The sequence below is a fragment of the Komagataeibacter intermedius TF2 genome (assembly GCF_000964425.1).
GTDB lineage: Bacteria > Pseudomonadota > Alphaproteobacteria > Acetobacterales > Acetobacteraceae > Komagataeibacter > Komagataeibacter intermedius.
The window spans coordinates 1-18910 of record NZ_BANF01000032.1 but is presented as its reverse complement, the minus strand read 5'-3'; the positions used below and the strand labels follow the sequence as shown (position 1 = coordinate 18910).

Genomic DNA, 18910 nt, shown 5'->3' with positions numbered 1-18910 from the left:
CGTCTGGACCTTAGAGTTTAATCTCGACATCCACGCCAGCGGCGAGGTCGAGTTTCATGAGAGCGTCCACGGTCTGCGGGGTCGGCTCGACAATGTCGAGCAGCCGGCGATGGGTCCGAATTTCGAACTGCTCGCGGCTTTTCTTATCCACGTGGGGGGAGCGGTTCACGGTGAACCGTTCAATATGCGTCGGCAGCGGGATAGGACCCCGAACCCGCGCACCCGTACGCTTCGCCGTGTTGACGATCTCTTTCGTGCTGTTGTCAAGCACCCGATGATCGTACGCCTTCAGGCGAATGCGGATGTTCTGGTTGTCCATCTTTCTGTTTCAGTCCAACTTTACCTGATTCGGGGGAACCCGATCCGCAATGGAAACCCGGCCGGATCGCTCCGACCGGGATCCCACACTTCAGTTACTGTCCAATCACGCCGTGATGGAAGCAACAACACCTGCACCAACGGTGCGGCCACCTTCGCGGATAGCGAAGCGCAGGCCTTCATCCATGGCGATCGGAGCGATCAGCTCCACATCCATGGCGACGTTATCGCCAGGCATGACCATTTCCGTGCCTTCCGGCAGGTGAACAACGCCAGTGACGTCGGTCGTGCGGAAATAGAACTGCGGACGATAGTTGGTGAAGAACGGCGTGTGACGGCCACCCTCTTCCTTCGTCAGGATGTAGGCTTCCGCCTTGAACTTGGTGTGCGGGGTGATGGAACCCGGCTTTGCCAGCACCTGGCCACGCTCAACGTCTTCACGCTTCGTGCCACGCAGCAGCGCGCCGATGTTGTCACCTGCTTCACCGCGATCAAGCAGCTTGCGGAACATTTCAACGCCGGTCACGGTCGTCTTCTGCGTCGGACGCAGACCAACGATCTCGATTTCGTCGCCAACGTTCACGGCGCCACGCTCGACACGGCCCGTCACCACGGTGCCACGACCGGAGATGGAGAACACGTCTTCGATCGGCATAAGGAACGGACGGTCGATCGGACGCTCCGGCTGCGGAATGTAGTCGTCAACGGCGTTCATCAGGTCGAGGACGCGGTTTTCGCCAACTTCCGGATCACCGTCTTCCAGCGTCACCAGGGCTGAACCCTTGATGATGGGGATATCGTCGCCGGGGAACTGGTAAGCGGACAGCAGCTCACGCACTTCCATTTCGACGAGTTCCAGCAGTTCCGGATCGTCAACCTGGTCAACCTTGTTCAGGAACACGACCAGTGCCGGCACGCCAACCTGACGGGCCAGCAGGATGTGCTCACGCGTCTGCGGCATCGGACCGTCAGCAGCGGACACAACCAGGATCGCGCCATCCATCTGCGCGGCACCGGTGATCATGTTCTTCACATAGTCGGCGTGGCCGGGGCAGTCGACATGTGCGTAGTGACGCTTTGCGGTCTCGTACTCGACGTGGGCGGTCGAGATGGTGATGCCACGGGCGCGTTCTTCCGGCGCGGCGTCGATCATGTCGTACGCCTTGAATTCCGCACCACCGGCCTTCGCCAGCGTCTTGGTGATAGCAGCGGTCAGCGAGGTCTTGCCGTGATCGACGTGACCAATCGTACCGATGTTACAGTGCGGCTTATTCCGCTCAAATTTAGCCTTTGCCATCGTTTTCTCCGTTAACTCAGCCTCGTGCTGAGAGTCGGGTTGGAAAGTTCCGTTTCGGAAGCCGGGCCGGTAGATATACCGGACAGACCGCCTTTACCAGCGGTAATGACTGAATGCCTTGTTGGCTTCGGCCATGCGGTGCGTGTCTTCGCGCTTCTTGACCGCTGCGCCACGATTGTTGACGGCATCAAGAAGTTCGTTCGACAGGCGATCCTGCATGGTGTTCTCGCCCCGCTTGCGCGATGCGTCGATCAGCCAGCGGATCGCCAGCGCCTGACGGCGCTCAGCCCGGACTTCGACCGGAACCTGATAGGTGGCGCCACCAACACGGCGGGAACGCACCTCGACAGCCGGCTTGACGTTGTCCAGCGCGCTGTGGAACATGACCACAGGGTCCGCAGCCGCGCCACCACGGCGACGCAGCACCTCAAGGGCGCCATAGACGATCCCTTCAGCGGTGGACTTCTTGCCGTCGTACATCAGGGCGTTCATGAAACGCGTAATGACGACATCACCAAATTTCGGATCGGGGAGAATCTCGCGCTTTACTGCGCGATGACGGCGACTCATGCCTCGTTATTCCTTTTACTTAGGACGCTTCGCGCCATAGAGCGAGCGACGCTGACGACGCTTGGCGATACCCTGGGTGTCCAGAACGCCGCGCAGGATGTGATAACGCACGCCAGGAAGATCCTTAACGCGACCACCACGGATCAGGACAACACTATGTTCCTGGAGGTTATGCCCCTCACCTGGAATATAGCTCACAACCTCATAACCGTTGGTCAGGCGTACTTTCGCCACCTTACGCAGAGCCGAGTTCGGCTTCTTTGGTGTGACTGTGTAAACACGAGTACAAACGCCACGCTTCTGCGGACAGCCCTGCAGAGCAGGAACCTTGTTGCGTTTGGCTGCGGGCTCGCGACCTTTCGCGATCAACTGGTTGATGGTCGGCATACGCCTTTCCCGATCCTTACAAAATTCGGCCGGCCAACCCCATATCTGGTTGCCGACTGTCGTTCACAACAAAACCCCAACGAATGACAACCATCCGTTCGGGCATCATATTTACATCCGGCCTGGGCAGCCCGATTCCCGGACTGCGGCACCGCATGCCTGCATGCTGCATTCGACGGCCAACGACGTCTTTCAGACAGGGCTAGCCGAGGGCGCGTTACCTACGGGCAAACTGACCAAAAGTCAAGCCTTGCGCAGGATTCGCTAGCAGTCCGACAGAGCGACTCTGTTCCACCGGACTCGGAGCACCGCTCCGTCAGGCCGCTGATACCGCCTGAATCGGATGGTGACAATAGTGCAGCACCGAATCATGCCAGATACCGACCTGCGGTACCTGGCATTTCACTCGTATTGTTACTCGGCGGCCTTGGTCGTGGCCACCGCAGCGCGGGCCTGAGCCAGACGCTGCTTGTCTTCGCCCGCCGCAACGGCACGGAGCTTGTTCATCACGCTGCCCGTCCCTGCCGGGATCAGGCGACCGACAATCACGTTCTCCTTCAGGCCGTTCAGCGTATCCTTCTTACCTGCTGTGGCAGCCTCTGTCAGGACACGTGTGGTCTCCTGGAAGGATGCGGCGGAGATGAAGGACTGCGTCTGCAGCGACGCCTTCGTGATGCCCTGCAGCACAGGCATGGCAACAGCCGGACGTTCGCCCATGTTCAGGCGCTTCGTGTTCTCTTCCTCGTACTCGATACGGTCCACCGTCTCACCGATCAGGTAGGTCGTATCACCCGGCTCAAGGATTTCCACCTTCTGCAGCATCTGGCGGACAATGACTTCAATGTGCTTGTCATTGATCTTCACGCCCTGCAGTCGGTAGACATCCTGGATCTCGTTGACCAGATAGTCGGACAGCGCCTCGACACCCAGAACCTTCAGGATGTCATGCGGCACGCGCGGACCATCGACCAGCGGATCGCCAACCTGGACGAAGTCGCCTTCCTGAACGGAAACGTGCTTGCCCTTGGGGATCAGGTAATCCGTTTCCTCACCCGTCTCGTCGTTCTTCACGATGACACGGCGCTTGGACTTGTAGTCCTTGCCGAATTCCACACGCCCCTCGGTTTCCGAGATGATGGCATGGTCCTTCGGACGACGCGCCTCGAACAGTTCGGCCACGCGCGGCAGACCACCGGTAATGTCACGCGTCTTGGACCCTTCACGCGGAATACGGGCCAGCACGTCACCTGCGTTGACCTGCGCGCCGTTCTCGACCGACAGCAGCGAGTCAGGCGACAGGAAGTAGCGGGCATCGTTACCGTTGGCCAGCTTCACGACATCGCCGTTGGCATCCTTCAGCTGCAGGCGCGGACGCAGGTCGATCCCCTTGGAAGCCTGCTTGTAATCCACGACCACCTTGGATGTCAGGCCGGTCACCTCATCCATCCGCTCCACCAGGGTGATGGAGTCGATCAGGTCGAGGTATTCAACCTTACCGGGCTGCTCGGTGATGATCGGCAGGGTGTACGGATCCCACTCGGCCATTTTCTGGCCGCGTGTTACCGCTGCCCCGTCTTCCACCAGCAGGCGCGCACCATAGGGCACACGGTAACGGGCGCGTTCGGTACCACGATCATCCGTCAGCAGGATTTCGCAGTTACGCGACATGACGATGGGCACGTTCTGACTGTTATGCACAACGTTCTTGTTGCGGATCGTCACCTTGCCGTCACGCGACGCCTCGACCATAGACTGCTCGGCGCCACGCTGCGCCGCACCACCGATATGGAAGGTACGCATGGTCAGCTGGGTGCCCGGCTCACCAATGGACTGCGCAGCAATGACACCCACGGCTTCACCGATATTGACAGGCGTGCCGCGTGCGAGGTCACGGCCATAGCAGTGACCACATACGCCTACACGGCTGTCACAGGTCAGCACGGAACGGATCAGCAGGCTTTCGACACCCGCCTTCTCGATCTGCTCCGCCTGGGCTTCCTCGATCAGCGTGTTGCGCGGGAACAGTACCTTGCCGGTCGCCGGATCCAGCACATCAGCTGCCAGCGTACGACCCAGCATACGCTCGGACAGGGATGCAACGACTTCGCCGCCATCCATGACCGCACGGACCGTCAGGCCACGCTCGGTGCCGCAATCTTCCTCGACGATGATGCTGTCCTGCGCCACGTCGACCAGACGGCGGGTCAGGTAGCCCGAGTTCGCGGTCTTCAGCGCGGTATCGGCCAGGCCCTTACGTGCACCATGGCTGGACGTGAAGTAATCGAGAACCGACAGGCCTTCCTTGAAGTTGGCGATGATCGGCTGTTCGATGATCTCACCCGACGGCTTGGCCATCAGGCCACGCATGCCGGCCAGCTGCTTCATCTGTGCTGGCGACCCACGGGCACCGGAGTGGCTCATCATCCACACCGAGTTGGTCGGCTTGCCGATTTCCTGCTTGGAAATCTCCTTCATCATCGCGGCCTGCACTTCGTCCGTGCAGCGCGACCATGCATCGACCACCTTGTTGTAGCGCTCGCCTGCGGTAATCAGACCGTCCTGATACTGCTGCTCGAACTCCTTCACCTCGGCTGCGGTGCGATCGACCAGTTCCTTCTTCTCGGTCGGGACGATCATGTCGTCCTTGCCGAAGGAAATGCCCGACTTCGCCGCATGACGGAACCCGAGGCCCATCAGGCGATCACAGAAGATCACGCATTCTTTCTGGCCGCAGTGACGGTAGACCGCGTCGATGACGTCCGACACGATCTTCTTGGTCAGCTGGCGGTTGATCAGCGAGAACGGCAGCGCTGCATTGCGCGGCAGGATCTGGGCCACGAGCATGCGGCCCGGCGTGGTCACGACGGTTTCGCGCGTGACCTTGCCCTCGGCATCGACATTCTCGATCCGCGCACGGATCTTGTCATGCAGCTTCACGGCGCCGGTGCTGAGCGCATATTCCACTTCGCCAACGCTGGAGAAGGACGGCGCACCCGCAACCGTCACCTGCCCCTTGTCGTCATAGCTGTTCTGGTCAGGGGTGGCGCGGAATTCCGGTGTCTCGAGGCTGAGGTAATACAGCCCGAGCACGATATCCTGTGACGGCACGATGATGGGCTTGCCGTTGGCGGGGCTGAGGATGTTGTTGGTGGACATCATCAGCACGCGCGCTTCCAGCTGGGCCTCGAGGCTCAGCGGGACGTGCACGGCCATCTGGTCACCGTCAAAGTCCGCGTTGAAGGCGGTGCAGACCAGCGGGTGAAGCTGGATCGCCTTGCCTTCGATCAGCACCGGTTCGAACGCCTGGATGCCCAGACGGTGCAGCGTCGGCGCACGGTTGAGCATGACGGGGTGTTCGCGGATCACTTCTTCAAGGATATCCCAGACCTCGGGACGTTCCTTTTCCACCATCCGCTTTGCGGCCTTGATGGTGGTGGCATGACCGTATTTTTCCAGCTTGGAATAGATGAACGGCTTGAACAGTTCCAGCGCCATCTTCTTGGGCAGGCCACACTGGTGCAGCTTCAGTTCCGGCCCGACCACGATGACCGAACGGCCGGAATAGTCGACGCGCTTGCCCAGCAGGTTCTGACGGAAGCGACCCTGCTTGCCCTTCAGCATGTCGGACAGCGACTTAAGCGGACGCTTGTTTGCGCCGGTGATGGCGCGGCCACGACGACCGTTGTCAAACAGCGCATCGACCGATTCCTGCAGCATGCGCTTTTCGTTACGGACAATGATGTCCGGCGCACGCAGTTCGATCAGCCGCTTGAGACGGTTGTTACGGTTGATGACGCGACGGTACAGATCGTTCAGGTCCGACGTGGCAAACCGGCCGCCATCCAACGGCACCAGCGGGCGCAGTTCGGGCGGGATGACCGGTACCAGGTCAAGGATCATCCATTCCGGACGCGATTCACTGTCGGCGAAGGCCTCGACCAGCTTCAGGCGCTTGACCAGCTTCTTGCGCTTGGCCTCGGACGTGGTGTCCTTCAGTTCCTGACGCAGTTCTTCCTTTTCGACCTTGCAGTCGATGCGTTCCAGGATCTTCTTGATCGCTTCCGCGCCGATCCCGACCTCGATCCCCTCGTCGCCATGTTCATCCATGACATCAAGGTACTGGTCTTCCGTCAGCAGGCTGTACTGCTTGAGCGGCGACGTGCCGGGCTCCAGAACCACATAGCTTTCGAAATACAGGATCTTTTCCAGATCCTTCAGCGTCATGTCGACCATCAGGCCGATACGGCTGGGCAGCGACTTGAGGAACCAGATATGGGCGACGGGGCTGGCGAGTTCGATATGGCCCATGCGCTCGCGCCGGACCTTCGCCAGCGTCACTTCAACGCCGCACTTTTCGCAGATGATACCGCGGAATTTCATCCGCTTGTACTTGCCGCACAGACATTCATAGTCCTTGATCGGACCGAATATCCGCGCGCAGAACAGGCCATCACGTTCCGGCTTGAATGTCCGGTAGTTGATGGTCTCGGGCTTCTTGATCTCGCCGTACGACCAGGAACGGATCTGCTCGGCCGAAGCCAGCTGGATCTTGATCTGATCGAAGGTCATGGCCTGGCCGCCCTGACCAAGGATCTTCATGAGTTCATTCATGCGCCGCAAACCCCCTGAGGGAATGAAGCGGAAGCAGCCGCGTTACCTGCTTCCACTCCTGAAAGAAAAATGTATGGACCGACGTGCAACATAAGGTCCGGTCAGGAACCGCTCTGTTCCAGGTCAACATTCAGGCCAAGGGACTTCAGTTCCTTGATCAGGACGTTGAAGCTTTCCGGAATACCAGCTTCGAAATCATCCTGCTCACGCACGATGGCTTCATACACCTTGGTACGACCGGATACGTCATCCGATTTGACCGTCAGCATTTCCTGCAGTGTGTAGGCGGCGCCGTAAGCTTCCAGCGCCCACACTTCCATTTCACCAAAGCGCTGCCCACCGAACTGCGCCTTACCACCCAGCGGCTGCTGGGTCACCAGCGAGTACGGACCGATGGAACGGGCATGGATCTTGTCATCGACAAGGTGATGCAGCTTGAGCATGTAGATGTAACCAACGGTGGTCTTACGCTCAAACGGCTCGCCCGTGCGCCCGTCAATCAGCTGCGACTGCCCGGATTTGTCCACACCAGCCTTCTGCAGCATGGTCTCGATATCCGGGATGGACGCGCCATCGAACACCGGCGTTGCGATCGGCACGCCCTTGCGCAGGTTGCCACACAGCTCCAGCAACTGGGCATCGGTCATGTCACCGATCTGCTCGTCATACACCTTGTCGCCATAGATCGACTTCAGTTCATCCAGCAGTTCCTGCCGCTTTTCACCGTGGCGCTGGTAATCATCGGCCAGCTGCGCCACCTGACGCCCTATATTGGCGCAGGCCCAGCCCAGATGCGTCTCAAGGATCTGCCCCACGTTCATGCGCGACGGCACGCCCAGCGGGTTCAACACCAGATCGACCGACGTGCCATCCTCAAGGAACGGCATGTCCTCGACCGGCACAACGCGGGAGACGACACCCTTGTTGCCGTGACGGCCGGCCATCTTGTCACCCGGCTGCAGCTTGCGCTTCACCGCGACAAAGACCTTGACCATCTTCATCACGCCCGGCGGCAGTTCGTCGCCGCGCTGCAGCTTTTCCACCTTGTTGTCGAAACGGGCCTGGATCTTGGCAACGGCGGCATCGAATTCACGACGCAGCGTTTCCAGTTCCGCCATGACCTCGTCAGACATCACGGTGATGTTGCGCCATGCGCCACGCGGATGTTCGGACAGGACCTCATCCGTGATGACCGTGCCCGAACGGATACCCTTGAAACCCGTGCCTGCCGTCTGGCCAATCAGGTGTTCACGCAGACGGTTGTAGAACGAACGTTCCTGAATGGCGCGTTCATCGTCACGATCCTTGGCAAGGCGTTCGATCTCGGCGCGCTCGATGGCCATGGCGCGCTCGTCCTTGTCCACGCCACGGCGGGAGAACACACGCACGTCAACAATGGTGCCCGTCGTGCCCGGCGGCAGCTTGAGCGACGTGTCACGGACGTCGGACGCCTTTTCACCGAAGATGGCGCGCAGCAGCTTTTCTTCCGGCGTCATCGGGCTTTCGCCCTTTGGCGTGACCTTGCCGATCAGGATGTCACCGGGGTTCACCTCGGCGCCCACATACACGATCCCCGCTTCGTCGAGGTTGCGCAGTGCTTCCTCACCGACATTCGGGATGTCGCGGGTGATTTCTTCCTGACCCAGCTTGGTATCACGGGCCATGACCTCGAATTCCTCGATGTGGATCGAGGTAAAGACGTCATCACGCGCGATCCGCTCGGAAATCAGGATCGAATCTTCGAAGTTGTAACCGTTCCAGGGCATGAATGCGACGAGCACGTTGCGGCCCAGCGCCAGTTCACCCAGTTCCGTGGACGGACCATCAGCGATGATCTCACCCGCACGGACCTGGTCCCCCACGCGCACCAGCGGACGCTGGTTGATGCAGGTGGACTGGTTGGAACGCATGTACTTGCGCAGGCGGTAGATATCCACGCCCTGCGTCGCACCGGCATCATCCGTCGCGCGGACAACGATACGCGCGCCATCGATCTGGTCCACGATACCATGGCGACGCGCGACGATTGCGGCACCCGAGTCATGCGCCACGGCCGCTTCCATGCCCGTGCCGACCAGCGGCGCATCGGAACGCACCAGCGGCACGGCCTGACGCTGCATGTTCGAACCCATCAGCGCGCGGTTGGCGTCATCGTTCTCAAGGAACGGAATGAGGGCCGCGGCGACCGAGACAAGCTGCTTGGGCGACACGTCGCATGCCGTCACATCCGTGGGCGGAACCTGGCGGAAGTCACCGCCACGACGCACCGAAACCAGATCATCCGTCAGGTGGCCCTGCGCGTCCTGGCTGGCATCCGCCTGGGCGACGACCAGCTTTTCTTCTTCCATGGCGGAAAGATATTTCCAGCCATCCTGAAGGACGCCGTCTTCCACCATGCGGTACGGGGTTTCGATAAAGCCGTACTTGTTCACCTTGGCGTAGGTGGCCAGTGAGTTGATCAGACCGATGTTCGGGCCTTCCGGCGTCTCGATCGGGCAGATACGGCCATAATGCGTCGGGTGCACGTCACGGACCTCGAAGCCCGCGCGCTCACGTGTCAGGCCCCCCGGACCCAGTGCGGAAAGACGACGCTTGTGCGTGACTTCCGACAGCGGGTTGGTCTGGTCCATGAACTGGCTGAGCTGGGAGGAACCAAAGAACTCACGCACCGCGGCGGCGGCCGGCTTGGCGTTGATCAGGTCATGCGGCATGACCGTATCGATATCGACCGAACCCATGCGCTCGCGGATGGCGCGCTCCATGCGCAGCAGGCCGACGCGGTACTGATTTTCCATCAACTCGCCAACCGAACGCACGCGACGGTTGCCAAGGTTGTCGATGTCATCGATCGCGCCGCGACCGTCCTTCAGTTCGCACATGATCTTGACGGTGCGCAGGATGTCTTCCTTGCGCAGGACGCGCACCGTGTCGGGCACATCCACGCCAAGGCGCATGTTCATCTTCACGCGGCCCACGGCGGACAGGTCATAACGGTCGGGGTCGAAGAACAGGCCGGAGAACATGGCTTCCGCCGTCTCGGGCGTCGGCGGCTCGCCGGGGCGCATGACACGGTAGATGTCGGTCAGCGCCTCATCGCGCGAGGCATTCTTGTCCACTGCAAGCGTATTGCGGATCCACGGGCCATTGGCCGCATCCACCGCCAGGGTGGACAGCGTGGTCAGGCCGACTTCCTCAAGCTCTTCCAGCTTCTGCTCGGTCAGTTCGTCACCGGCTTCGGCATAGATCTCGCCCGTGTGCTCGTTGACGATGTCGGATGCGATGAAACGCCCGATCAGGCCAGCGGGACCGACCAGCACTTCCTTGGTGGTTTCCGCGATCTTACGGACCATGCGGGCAGTCAGCTTCGCATCGACCGGAGCCACTTCCTCACCCGTCTGGGCGTCGATCAGCGGCTCAAGCAGCTTCATGCCACGAAAGGCGTCCGCATCGAAACGGCGGGCCCAGCCCTTTTCCGTCTTGGCGAATTCGACCTTGCCATAGAAGTAGCTCAGGATCTCATCCGGGGACATGCCCTGGATTTCCATGGACTCCACATCCCCGCCCTCGGCGGCCTTTGCGGCGCGGGCAGCTTCGGATTCCGCGCCTTCCAGCGCGTACAGCAGCGTGGTGACCGGCAGCTTGCGCTTGCGGTCGATGCGGACATAGATCAGGTCCTTGCTGTCGAATTCGAAATCAAGCCACGAACCACGATAGGGAATGACACGCGCAGCGAACAGGAACTTGCCCGAAGAATGGGTCTTGCCCTTGTCGTGATCGAAGAACACGCCCGGGCTGCGATGCATCTGGCTGACGATGACACGCTCGGTCCCGTTGATGATGAAGGTGCCGTTATCGGTCATGAGCGGCATGTCGCCCATGTAGACCGGCTGTTCCTTGATATCGCGGATCGAGCGCGACCCGGTATCTTCATCCACGTCCCACACGATCAGGCGCAGGATCACCTTCAGCGGCGCGGCAAAGGTCAGGCCACGCTGAATGCATTCCTCAACGTCGTATTTCGGCTCCTCCAGCTCGTAGCTGACGAATTCCAGACGCCCGCGCCCTGCAAAGTCATTGATCGGAAAGACGGAACGGAACACTTCCTGCAGGCCCGTCGGCGTCCGGCTGTCGGGCGCGACATTCATCTGAAGGAACGTTTCGTAGCTTGCCCGCTGCACGTCGATCAGATTGGGCATCGGAGCGACCTCGGGTATGTGCCCGAAGCTCTTGCGGATGCGTTTGCGTCCCGTGAACGATTTTGTAATCGCGTTCATCGCCTATCCAGCCCCCATCCACACAGGTCCGCACGACCGTGACACGAATATCACGCGGACTGCGCGGCCCGTAAAAATCCTTGGCGGGCCGCATCCGGGCGTAATGCCCTGACCGACCCCATCTACCACCAAAGGCACCCGAAGCCTTGCGGCCAGGGTGCCTGTAACGGCCAAGGGGGCGGAAACCAGACGGTTTCCACCCTCACCTGAACAATTAGCCAGAGTGCGTCATAACGGACGCATCCCGATTGGCCAACTTATTTGATTTCGACAGCAGCGCCGTTGTCTTCAAGGGTCTTCTTGATCTTTTCGGCTTCATCCTTGCTGGCGCCTTCCTTGATGGTCTTGGGCGCGCCCTCGACCAGATCCTTGGCTTCCTTCAGGCCCAGACCCGTGATCGCGCGGATTTCCTTGATCACGTTGATCTTCTTGTCGCCCGCCTTGGTCAGGACAACGTCGAACTCGGTCTTCTCTTCAGCCGGCGCGCCACCAGCAGCAGCACCCGGAGCAGCAGCCACGGCAACCGGAGCGGCAGCGGAAACGCCCCACTTTTCTTCCAGCAGCTTGGACAGCTCGGCAGCTTCCAGAACGGTCAGAGCGGACAGGTCTTCAACAATCTTGTTCAGATCGGCCATAATTTTGGTCTTCCTAATTTATACACTGGTTGGCACAGCACAATCCCGTTTTTTCGGGAAAATGCCATTTTGTTGATAACCCGGCGGGCCGGGTCATAGGTCTCAGGCTGCTTCGCCCGTCTTGGCATAGGCACCAAAAACCCGTGCAAGCTGTCCGGCCGGCGCCTGGAGCACGCCTGCGATACGCGTTGCCGGCGTGGAGATAAGCCCCACCAGCTGCGCGCGCAGAACGTCCAGGGACGGCAGCTCGGCCAGAGCCTTGATGCTTTCGACGTTGAGCGTCTGGGCACCAAGCGATCCACCGAGCAGAACAAGCTTGTCATTGGTTTTGGCGAACTCGACCAGCACCTTCGCCACTGCTACGGGTTCATCCGCCCACGACAACGCGGTCGGCCCCTTCAGCAGCGGCTTGATGCCTTCGAACTGGGTCCCTGCCAGGGCGAGAGAGGCCAGCCGGTTCTTCGCGACCTTGTGTGTAGCTCCTGCCGCACGCACGCGACGCCGAAGTTCCGTCACATCAGCCACGCTCAGCCCGTCATTACGGGTGACGATGACCATGGACGTCTTCGCGAACACGGCTGCGAGGGAGGCAACAAACTCCCGCTTCTCCGTACGGTCCAAATCCCGTCTCCATCATCATCTGCCGGCATAGACCGGCAGATAGGGTTTACCCTTGGGGCGCGCGGCAAGCCTGCGACACCCCGGTTCGCCTGTCCTTTCAAACGGAACAACCAGTGCGGGCTTTCGCCCCGATCCGGCAATCCCCGTCTCCCGGTTGCAGCCCGTGCGGGCAATCAAGGCTTGCGCCACATCCGGTCATGGACAGGTTCGGAAAATGGCGACAGGGTCGCCATCTCCTGTTCCCTCGCCCTTTTTACGGGGCAAGGTCATCCTTCAGTCGATCAGCCCGCAGTGAAAGCGGACGCGTCAACCGTAACACCCGGCCCCATGGTGGAGGACAGGGCGATCTTCTTGACATACGTGCCCTTCGCACCCGCGGGGCGGGCCTTCTGGACGGCGTCCACGAACGCACGGATGTTTTCGGCCAGCTTGGCTTCGTCAAACGATGCCTTGCCAACGCCTGCGTGCACGATACCGGCCTTTTCCGCGCGGTATTCGACCTGACCGGACTTGGCTGCGGAAACCGCGCCCTTCACGTCCATGGTCACGGTGCCCAGCTTGGGGTTGGGCATCAGGCCACGCGGGCCAAGGATCTTGCCCAGACGACCGACCAGCGCCATCATGTCCGGCGTCGCGATGCAGCGGTCAAACTCGATTTCGCCCGCCTTCACCTTTTCAGCCAGATCCTCGGCACCGACCACGTCGGCACCGGCGGCCGTCGCTTCCTCGGCCTTCGGGCCACGGGCGAACACGCCAACGCGCAGGGTCTTGCCCGTGCCGTTGGGCAGGGACAGCAGGCCACGGACCATCTGGTCGGCATGACGCGGGTCGATGCCAAGGTTCATGGAGATTTCGACGGTCTCGTCAAACTTCGCCTTGGCGTTCTGCTTGACCAGGTTGATGGCCTCATCAAGACCATACTGCTTCATGCTATCGACAGCGGCGCGGGCTGCGGTCAGACGCTTGTTCTTTGCCATTGTAATCAGCCCTCCACCACGTCGAGACCCATGGAGCGGGCGGAACCCGCCAGCATGCGCACGGCGCCGTCGATATCGTTGGCGTTCATGTCTTTCTGCTTCGTCTCGGCAATCTCGCGCAGCTGCGCGATCGTGACCTTACCAACGGACGCGGCCTTGCCTACGGTCGAGCTGCCCTTGGAAACCTTGGCGGCCTTCATCAGGAAGTAGGTGTTCGGCGGGGTCTTGGTAATGAAGCTGAACGTACGGTCGGCATACGCGGTAATGACGACGGGAATCGGCATACCGGGTTCGAGACCCTGCGTCTTCGCGTTGAACTCCTTGCAGAACTGCATGATGTTCAGGCCGCGCTGACCCAGTGCCGGACCAACCGGCGGGGACGGATTCGCCTTGCCGGCGGGGATTTGCAGCTTGATGTAGCCAACGATTTTTTTGGCCATATCCGGGGCTCCTGACTGTTTCACCCGGACCGCGGTTCTGGTGGCCCGCCCCTGCCCCGCATGGGCAGGAAGCGCGACCTCCCGCGTTCCGATAAGAGGCGCGCACCTACCGCTATTTGGAGGGTGCTGTCAAGTCCCCGTCATGAAATGACTTGCCCGACAGGTCCAGGGAATCGGGGCCATTATCAACATTCACGCCACTGAAGGACCGCGGCATGCGCATATGTGTGTACTGCAGGGGACCAAACGGCTTGATCTGCTTGTTATTGGGCAGTTCGGCCGAACTCCAGCCGCCACCCAGTGAGCGGATCAGTTCCACCTGCGCCTGCATGTAGCGCGTTTCCACCTGCACTTCTGCAATACGAGCCTGCAGTGCGGCGACCTGCGCCACCACTACGTCGAGGTAATTGGTCAGACCACCGGTATAAAGCTGCATGGTCATGTTCTGCGTGCGCATGGAGGCCTGCACGGCTTCGGCCTGCTGGACGGATTCGATATTTAGGTCATGGGTCAGGCTCAGGCCGTCTTCCACATCCTTGAACGCATCCAGCACGATGGCGCGGTACTGGTCTTCCGCCTGCCGGTACTGCGACCAGTTGCGCTGCACTTCCGCACGCCGCAAGCCGCCCTGGAACAGGGGCATGACCGCCTGCGCGGCGTAGTTGTACATGCCGTTGGCGAATTTATCGAGCGTGAAGCCGTTATCCATGAAACCGGCTGTCGCGCTGAAGGTTACACGTGGGAAGAACGCCGCACGTGATACGCCTATGGCCCGGTTGGCCGCCGCCATGTGTCGTTCGGCACTGGCAATGTCGGGACGCCGTTCCAGCAGGGTGGCGGGAACGCCAACAGGCGTCGCGACCTTGGGAAACGTAATCTGCGCACGGGGCTGGATATGGAAACTGGTCGGCGTCACATTCACCAGAATCGCAATGGCGTGTTCCATCACGGCGCGCCGGGCCTGCAGGTCCGTATCCGATGCCTGGGTGGAGGACAGCTGCGTCTGCGCACGCGATACGTCGATCCCGGCCGCAATCGCACCAGCCTGCCGCATCTTGGTAATCTTGACCGCAGTTTCGTAATATCGGATCGAGTCGAGATAGACCGCATGCTGCGCATCCATCCCGCGCAGCTGCATGTAGTCATTGGCCAGTTCGGACTGGATGCTCAGCCTTGCCACCGCGAAATCGGCTGCCGCCGCCTGCGCCAGCCGCTGCTGGACACGCCTGCGGTTACGGATGGCGGACCAGAAATCCGGCTCCCACCGCGCGGCGGCGCTGTACTGTTCGGATGACATGTAGATCGGACCCTGCGACCCCGCACCACGCCACAGCCTGTGGCTGGATGCCTGGTTCTGGGACGCCCCTGCCCCGCCGGTGATCTGCGGATACAGGTTCGACTGTGCTTCCGCCGCGATGTCACGCGCCTGGGTAAAGGCTTCCGCATCGGCCTGCAGGTTGGGGTTCAGGTGACTGGCGCGTTCCTCCAGTTCATCAAGGGTGGAGTCGTGGAAGACCTTCCACCAGTCACCACGGGTCGCAGCATCCTGCGGGGTGCCGAACTGCACCACCCCGTCGCCCTTCCAGTTGTCAGGCAGCAGGTAATGCTGGCCACGATATTTGGGGGCCAGGTCAACGCAGCCCGCCAGCGTGCCGGCAATGGCGGCGCATCCCGCCAGCGAAAGCATGCGGCGCGACAGGCGGGCGCATGGCAGGTCGCGTGGCGCTCCATTCATTGGCGCACCCCCGTATCGCCTGCATTGCTGTCCCCTGCCGGCATGGCCCGCACGTCGTCACCCTTGTCCACCGCTGGCGAAGCCGTGGCGCCAGCGTCATTATATCCCGGCGTCGCGCCGACCAGATAGACCTTCTGGCCCTCCAGCAGCCCCGCGGAAGGGTTGTTCACAATCCGGTCCTTTGGACCGATACCCGCCAGAACCTGCACTTTCGTCCCCAGATTGGTGCCAACCGTTACATTACGCAGGCGTATGCGGTCATCGGCGTCCACGACCGCCACCTGCATGCCCTGCGCGCGAAACACAAGGGCACCTTCGGGAACTATCAGGATATCGGGGTCACCGGGTGCGACAAAGTGTACATTGGCATAGGAATCCGGCCACAGTTCACGCTTGTCGTTATCCACCACCAGTTCCGTCGTCACGGTACGCGTGCCGGCGCTGAATGCCTTTGCCGTGGCAAGGAACTTGGCCTTGAACACCCGCCCCGGATACTGCGGCACCGATACATCGCCTTCCAGCCTGGGGCTGATGATGTCGGCATAATCCTGCGGCACGGATACGAACACGCGCATGCGGTGCACGTCCGCCACGCTGAACAGTTCGGTCGCGTTCCCGCGTGAGGAGACGTCCCCGCCACCGGCATTCACGTAATCGCCCACATCCGCCAGGCGGGATGTCACCACGCCATCAAACGGGGCCACGATCTGCTTGAACGCGATCAGCGCGGCATAGCGGGAGACTTCATGCCGCGCGGCCTCGACCTCCGCCTGGTTGACTTCGGCATTGGCGGCCTGAACATCTACTTCCTGCTGCGACACGGCCTGCGTGCCCTGCAGCGCGCGCCAGCGTCGGGCCGTGATCTGCGCCAGCCTGTACCGTGCCATGGCCACGTCAAAATTGGCCTTGGAGGCGGCGTACTGCGCATCCAGCCCCGGTGTATCAATGGTGGCGAGGATCTCGCCCGCCTTCACCTTCGCGCCAATGTCCTTGTACCACATCTGCACATAGCCCGAGACCTGCGCAAAGATCGGCGCCTGATACCATGCCGAGATATTGCCCGGCAGGTCCAGCGTGCGGGTCTTGGGCCCCTTTTGCGGCAGGATCACCTGCACGCGGGGAATGGCCGCATCCTGTGCCGCGTCCTTCAGGTGCGAGACATGAATCCGGCGTTCAAGGATGCCACCCGCGACAATGGCGGCCACCACAACCCCACCCAGGGTGACATACAGCCGTGCACGCCCGGACATGCGCGGCGGGGGGTTTTCGCCTGTGGCGGTCATGCGTGCTCTCCTTCGCCAACGGCGGACTTCTTGGACTTTCTGGAATGAATCAGGGCGAATACGCAGGGTACGAACAGCAGCGTGGCGCAGGTCGCCACCAGCAGGCCGCCCATGACGGCACGGCCCAGCGGGGCATTCTGCGAATTGCTTAGCGACATGGGCAGCATGCCGATGATCATGGCCGACGCCGTCATCAGCACGGGGCGGATACGTTCATACCCCGCCTCGATCGCGGCCCGCAGCGCATCTCCATGCACATCCATCCGTTCCCGCGCGAACGAGACGACAAGGATGGAATTGGCCGTGGCCGTGCCCATGCACATGATCGCCCCCGTCAGCGCCGGCACCGACAGCGCGGTATGCGTCAGGAACAGGCTCCATGAAATACCGGCCAGCGCACCGGGCAGCGCGGTGATGATGATGAACGGGTCCATCCACGACTGGAAGTTGACCACGATGATCAGGTACACCAGCAGGATCGACATCGCCAGCCCGCCGATCAGCTGGGTATAGGCACCGTTCATGGTTTCCGCCTGACCACGGATTGTCAGGCTGGAGCCTGCGGGCAGGTCCTTGCGCACGCTGTCCACCACCCGCGTGACTTCACGCGAGACCGCGCCAAGGTCCAGTCCCTCGGTCGAGGCATAGATATTGAACACCGGCATGATGTTGTAGTGCGAGACCTCGCCCGGCGTGCCTGTCTGCACGATATCGCTCAGCCCGCCCAGAATCTGGGGCGCCTTGTCCTGCGGGTTGCCATCCCCCTTGTCGATGGGAATGGTCTCCAGATCGTTCATGGTCTGCAGGAACTGCAGCGGCGTCTGGATATCCACCAGGTGCGACACCCCGGTCTTGGGGTCCAGCCAGTAGGTGGGCGCCACCTGCCCGCTGCCCGACAGGACGGCCAGCGCATTGTTCGCCACATCCGCTTCGGTCAGGCCGGTGCCCAGCGCATAGGTACGGCGCGCATTGACGCGCAGCGTGGGCGTATTCAACGGTTCCTGCACCGCCACGTCGGCAATGCCGGTGACATGGCGCAGCTTTTCGGCCAGCTTTTCGGCAAAATCGAAATTGGCGTACAGGTTGCGCCCCGTCACCTGCACATCCAGCGGCGCGGGCAGGCCGAAGTTCAGGATCTTGGCCGTAAGGTCAGCCGGCATGAAGGTGAGTTCGGTTCCGGGGAATTTCTCCGCCAGTCCCTTGCGCAGGATGGTGCGGAATTTGGCGACGGGCGCTTCCTCGTTCTTCAGCGTCACGGTCAGGTCACAGTCCTGCGCGCCCACGGTCGGCGTGGGAATGAAGGCCTGGTTGAGCGGGCTGAACGGCAGGCCGCAGTTATTGACGATCCCCTCGACCTGTCCCGGCAGCAGGCGTTCGATCTCGTCATTCACCAGCATGGAAATCTTGCCGGCTTCCGCGATCTTGGTGCCCATCGGCGCGCGCATGTGCAGCGCCAGCGCATTGGAATTGATTTCGGGGAAGAAGTCCTGCCCCGCGAACACCAGCAGCACGAGCGAGGAAAACGCCCCGATACCGAATATCGGCACGAACCGCCCGCGTATGCTGATCAGGTGTTCCAGAATGGCGCGGTAGCGGTTGCGGAAGGTCACGAATTTCCGCTCGAACCCCTGCTGGAAGCGACCGAAGATATTACGCGGCTCCTGATGCCCGCCCGCGGCCCTGGCTGCCGCATGGGCCGCGACCTGTGCCGCCAGCATGTATTTGGCCATGGTCGGCACCAGCGTGCGCGACAGGATGAAGG

14 protein-coding genes are annotated in these 18910 nt (G+C 61.2%); all 14 read right to left on the bottom strand.

Annotation, left to right across the window (positions count from 1 at the left end; genetic code table 11):
* Positions 1–10: 10 nt before the first annotated feature.
* Entirely contained in the window at positions 11–319 is a 309-nt protein-coding gene (gene rpsJ, locus B7449_RS06280; RefSeq protein ID WP_007282720.1) for a 30S ribosomal protein S10, read from the bottom strand.
* A gap of 105 nt (positions 320–424) precedes the next feature.
* Positions 425–1615, bottom strand: a complete 1191-nt coding sequence (gene tuf / locus B7449_RS06275) for an elongation factor Tu (protein WP_039732882.1) — start codon at positions 1613–1615, stop codon at positions 425–427.
* Between the two features lie 93 nt (positions 1616–1708).
* On the bottom strand, positions 1709–2185 hold the full coding sequence (rpsG, locus tag B7449_RS06270; protein WP_007399617.1) for a 30S ribosomal protein S7: 477 nt from the start codon (positions 2183–2185) through the stop codon (positions 1709–1711).
* Between the two features lie 15 nt (positions 2186–2200).
* Positions 2201–2572, bottom strand: a complete 372-nt coding sequence (gene rpsL / locus B7449_RS06265) for a 30S ribosomal protein S12 (RefSeq protein ID WP_023979007.1) — start codon at positions 2570–2572, stop codon at positions 2201–2203.
* A gap of 414 nt (positions 2573–2986) precedes the next feature.
* The gene (gene rpoC, locus B7449_RS06260) at positions 2987–7183 is read right to left on the bottom strand and encodes a DNA-directed RNA polymerase subunit beta' (RefSeq protein ID WP_039732883.1); all 4197 of its coding nucleotides are present in this window, start codon (positions 7181–7183) and stop codon (positions 2987–2989) included.
* Between the two features lie 101 nt (positions 7184–7284).
* Positions 7285–11457 (bottom strand): DNA-directed RNA polymerase subunit beta, encoded by a 4173-nt coding sequence (gene rpoB / locus B7449_RS06255; protein ID WP_039732884.1) that lies wholly within the window; start codon positions 11455–11457, stop codon positions 7285–7287.
* A 257-nt stretch (positions 11458–11714) separates the two neighbouring features.
* Entirely contained in the window at positions 11715–12092 is a 378-nt protein-coding gene (gene rplL / locus B7449_RS06250; RefSeq protein ID WP_010506747.1) for a 50S ribosomal protein L7/L12, read from the bottom strand.
* Between the two features lie 102 nt (positions 12093–12194).
* Entirely contained in the window at positions 12195–12713 is a 519-nt protein-coding gene (rplJ, locus tag B7449_RS06245) for a 50S ribosomal protein L10 (RefSeq protein ID WP_010513092.1), read from the bottom strand.
* Positions 12714–12728: 15 nt separating this feature from the next.
* Positions 12729–12902, bottom strand: a complete 174-nt coding sequence (locus B7449_RS21030; RefSeq protein WP_158003640.1) for a hypothetical protein — start codon at positions 12900–12902, stop codon at positions 12729–12731.
* A 92-nt stretch (positions 12903–12994) separates the two neighbouring features.
* A complete protein-coding gene (gene rplA, locus B7449_RS06240) occupies positions 12995–13690 on the bottom strand; it encodes a 50S ribosomal protein L1 (protein ID WP_010513093.1) in 696 nt (231 codons plus the stop codon).
* 5 nt (positions 13691–13695) lie between these two features.
* Positions 13696–14130: a 50S ribosomal protein L11 gene (rplK, locus tag B7449_RS06235; protein WP_039732885.1), complete on the bottom strand. Its 435-nt coding sequence runs from the start codon at positions 14128–14130 to the stop codon at positions 13696–13698.
* Between the two features lie 112 nt (positions 14131–14242).
* Positions 14243–15865, bottom strand: a complete 1623-nt coding sequence (locus B7449_RS06230; RefSeq protein WP_052952422.1) for an efflux transporter outer membrane subunit — start codon at positions 15863–15865, stop codon at positions 14243–14245.
* The gene (locus tag B7449_RS06225) at positions 15862–17148 is read right to left on the bottom strand and encodes an efflux RND transporter periplasmic adaptor subunit (protein ID WP_048883505.1); all 1287 of its coding nucleotides are present in this window, start codon (positions 17146–17148) and stop codon (positions 15862–15864) included. Before B7449_RS06225 ends, B7449_RS06230 begins: the two co-directional genes overlap by 4 nt.
* Positions 17145–18910: efflux RND transporter permease subunit (locus B7449_RS06220; protein ID WP_048883501.1), on the bottom strand; the 1766-nt coding region annotated here is incomplete at its 5' end. The genes B7449_RS06225 and B7449_RS06220, both read right to left, overlap by 4 nt.

Excerpts from the sequence above, each read along its gene's own strand:
- rpsJ (WP_007282720.1), bottom strand. The coding sequence starts at position 319 with ATGGACAACCAGAACATCCGCATTCGCCTGAAGGCGTACGATCATCGG.
- tuf (WP_039732882.1), bottom strand. The coding sequence starts at position 1,615 with ATGGCAAAGGCTAAATTTGAGCGGAATAAGCCGCACTGTAACATCGGT.
- rpsG (WP_007399617.1), bottom strand. The coding sequence starts at position 2,185 with ATGAGTCGCCGTCATCGCGCAGTAAAGCGCGAGATTCTCCCCGATCCG.
- rpsL (WP_023979007.1), bottom strand. The coding sequence starts at position 2,572 with ATGCCGACCATCAACCAGTTGATCGCGAAAGGTCGCGAGCCCGCAGCC.
- rpoC (WP_039732883.1), bottom strand. The coding sequence starts at position 7,183 with ATGAATGAACTCATGAAGATCCTTGGTCAGGGCGGCCAGGCCATGACC.
- rpoB (WP_039732884.1), bottom strand. The coding sequence starts at position 11,457 with ATGAACGCGATTACAAAATCGTTCACGGGACGCAAACGCATCCGCAAG.
- rplL (WP_010506747.1), bottom strand. The coding sequence starts at position 12,092 with ATGGCCGATCTGAACAAGATTGTTGAAGACCTGTCCGCTCTGACCGTT.
- rplA (WP_010513093.1), bottom strand. The coding sequence starts at position 13,690 with ATGGCAAAGAACAAGCGTCTGACCGCAGCCCGCGCCGCTGTCGATAGC.
- rplK (WP_039732885.1), bottom strand. The coding sequence starts at position 14,130 with ATGGCCAAAAAAATCGTTGGCTACATCAAGCTGCAAATCCCCGCCGGC.
- B7449_RS06230 (WP_052952422.1), bottom strand. The coding sequence starts at position 15,865 with ATGAATGGAGCGCCACGCGACCTGCCATGCGCCCGCCTGTCGCGCCGC.
- B7449_RS06225 (WP_048883505.1), bottom strand. The coding sequence starts at position 17,148 with ATGACCGCCACAGGCGAAAACCCCCCGCCGCGCATGTCCGGGCGTGCA.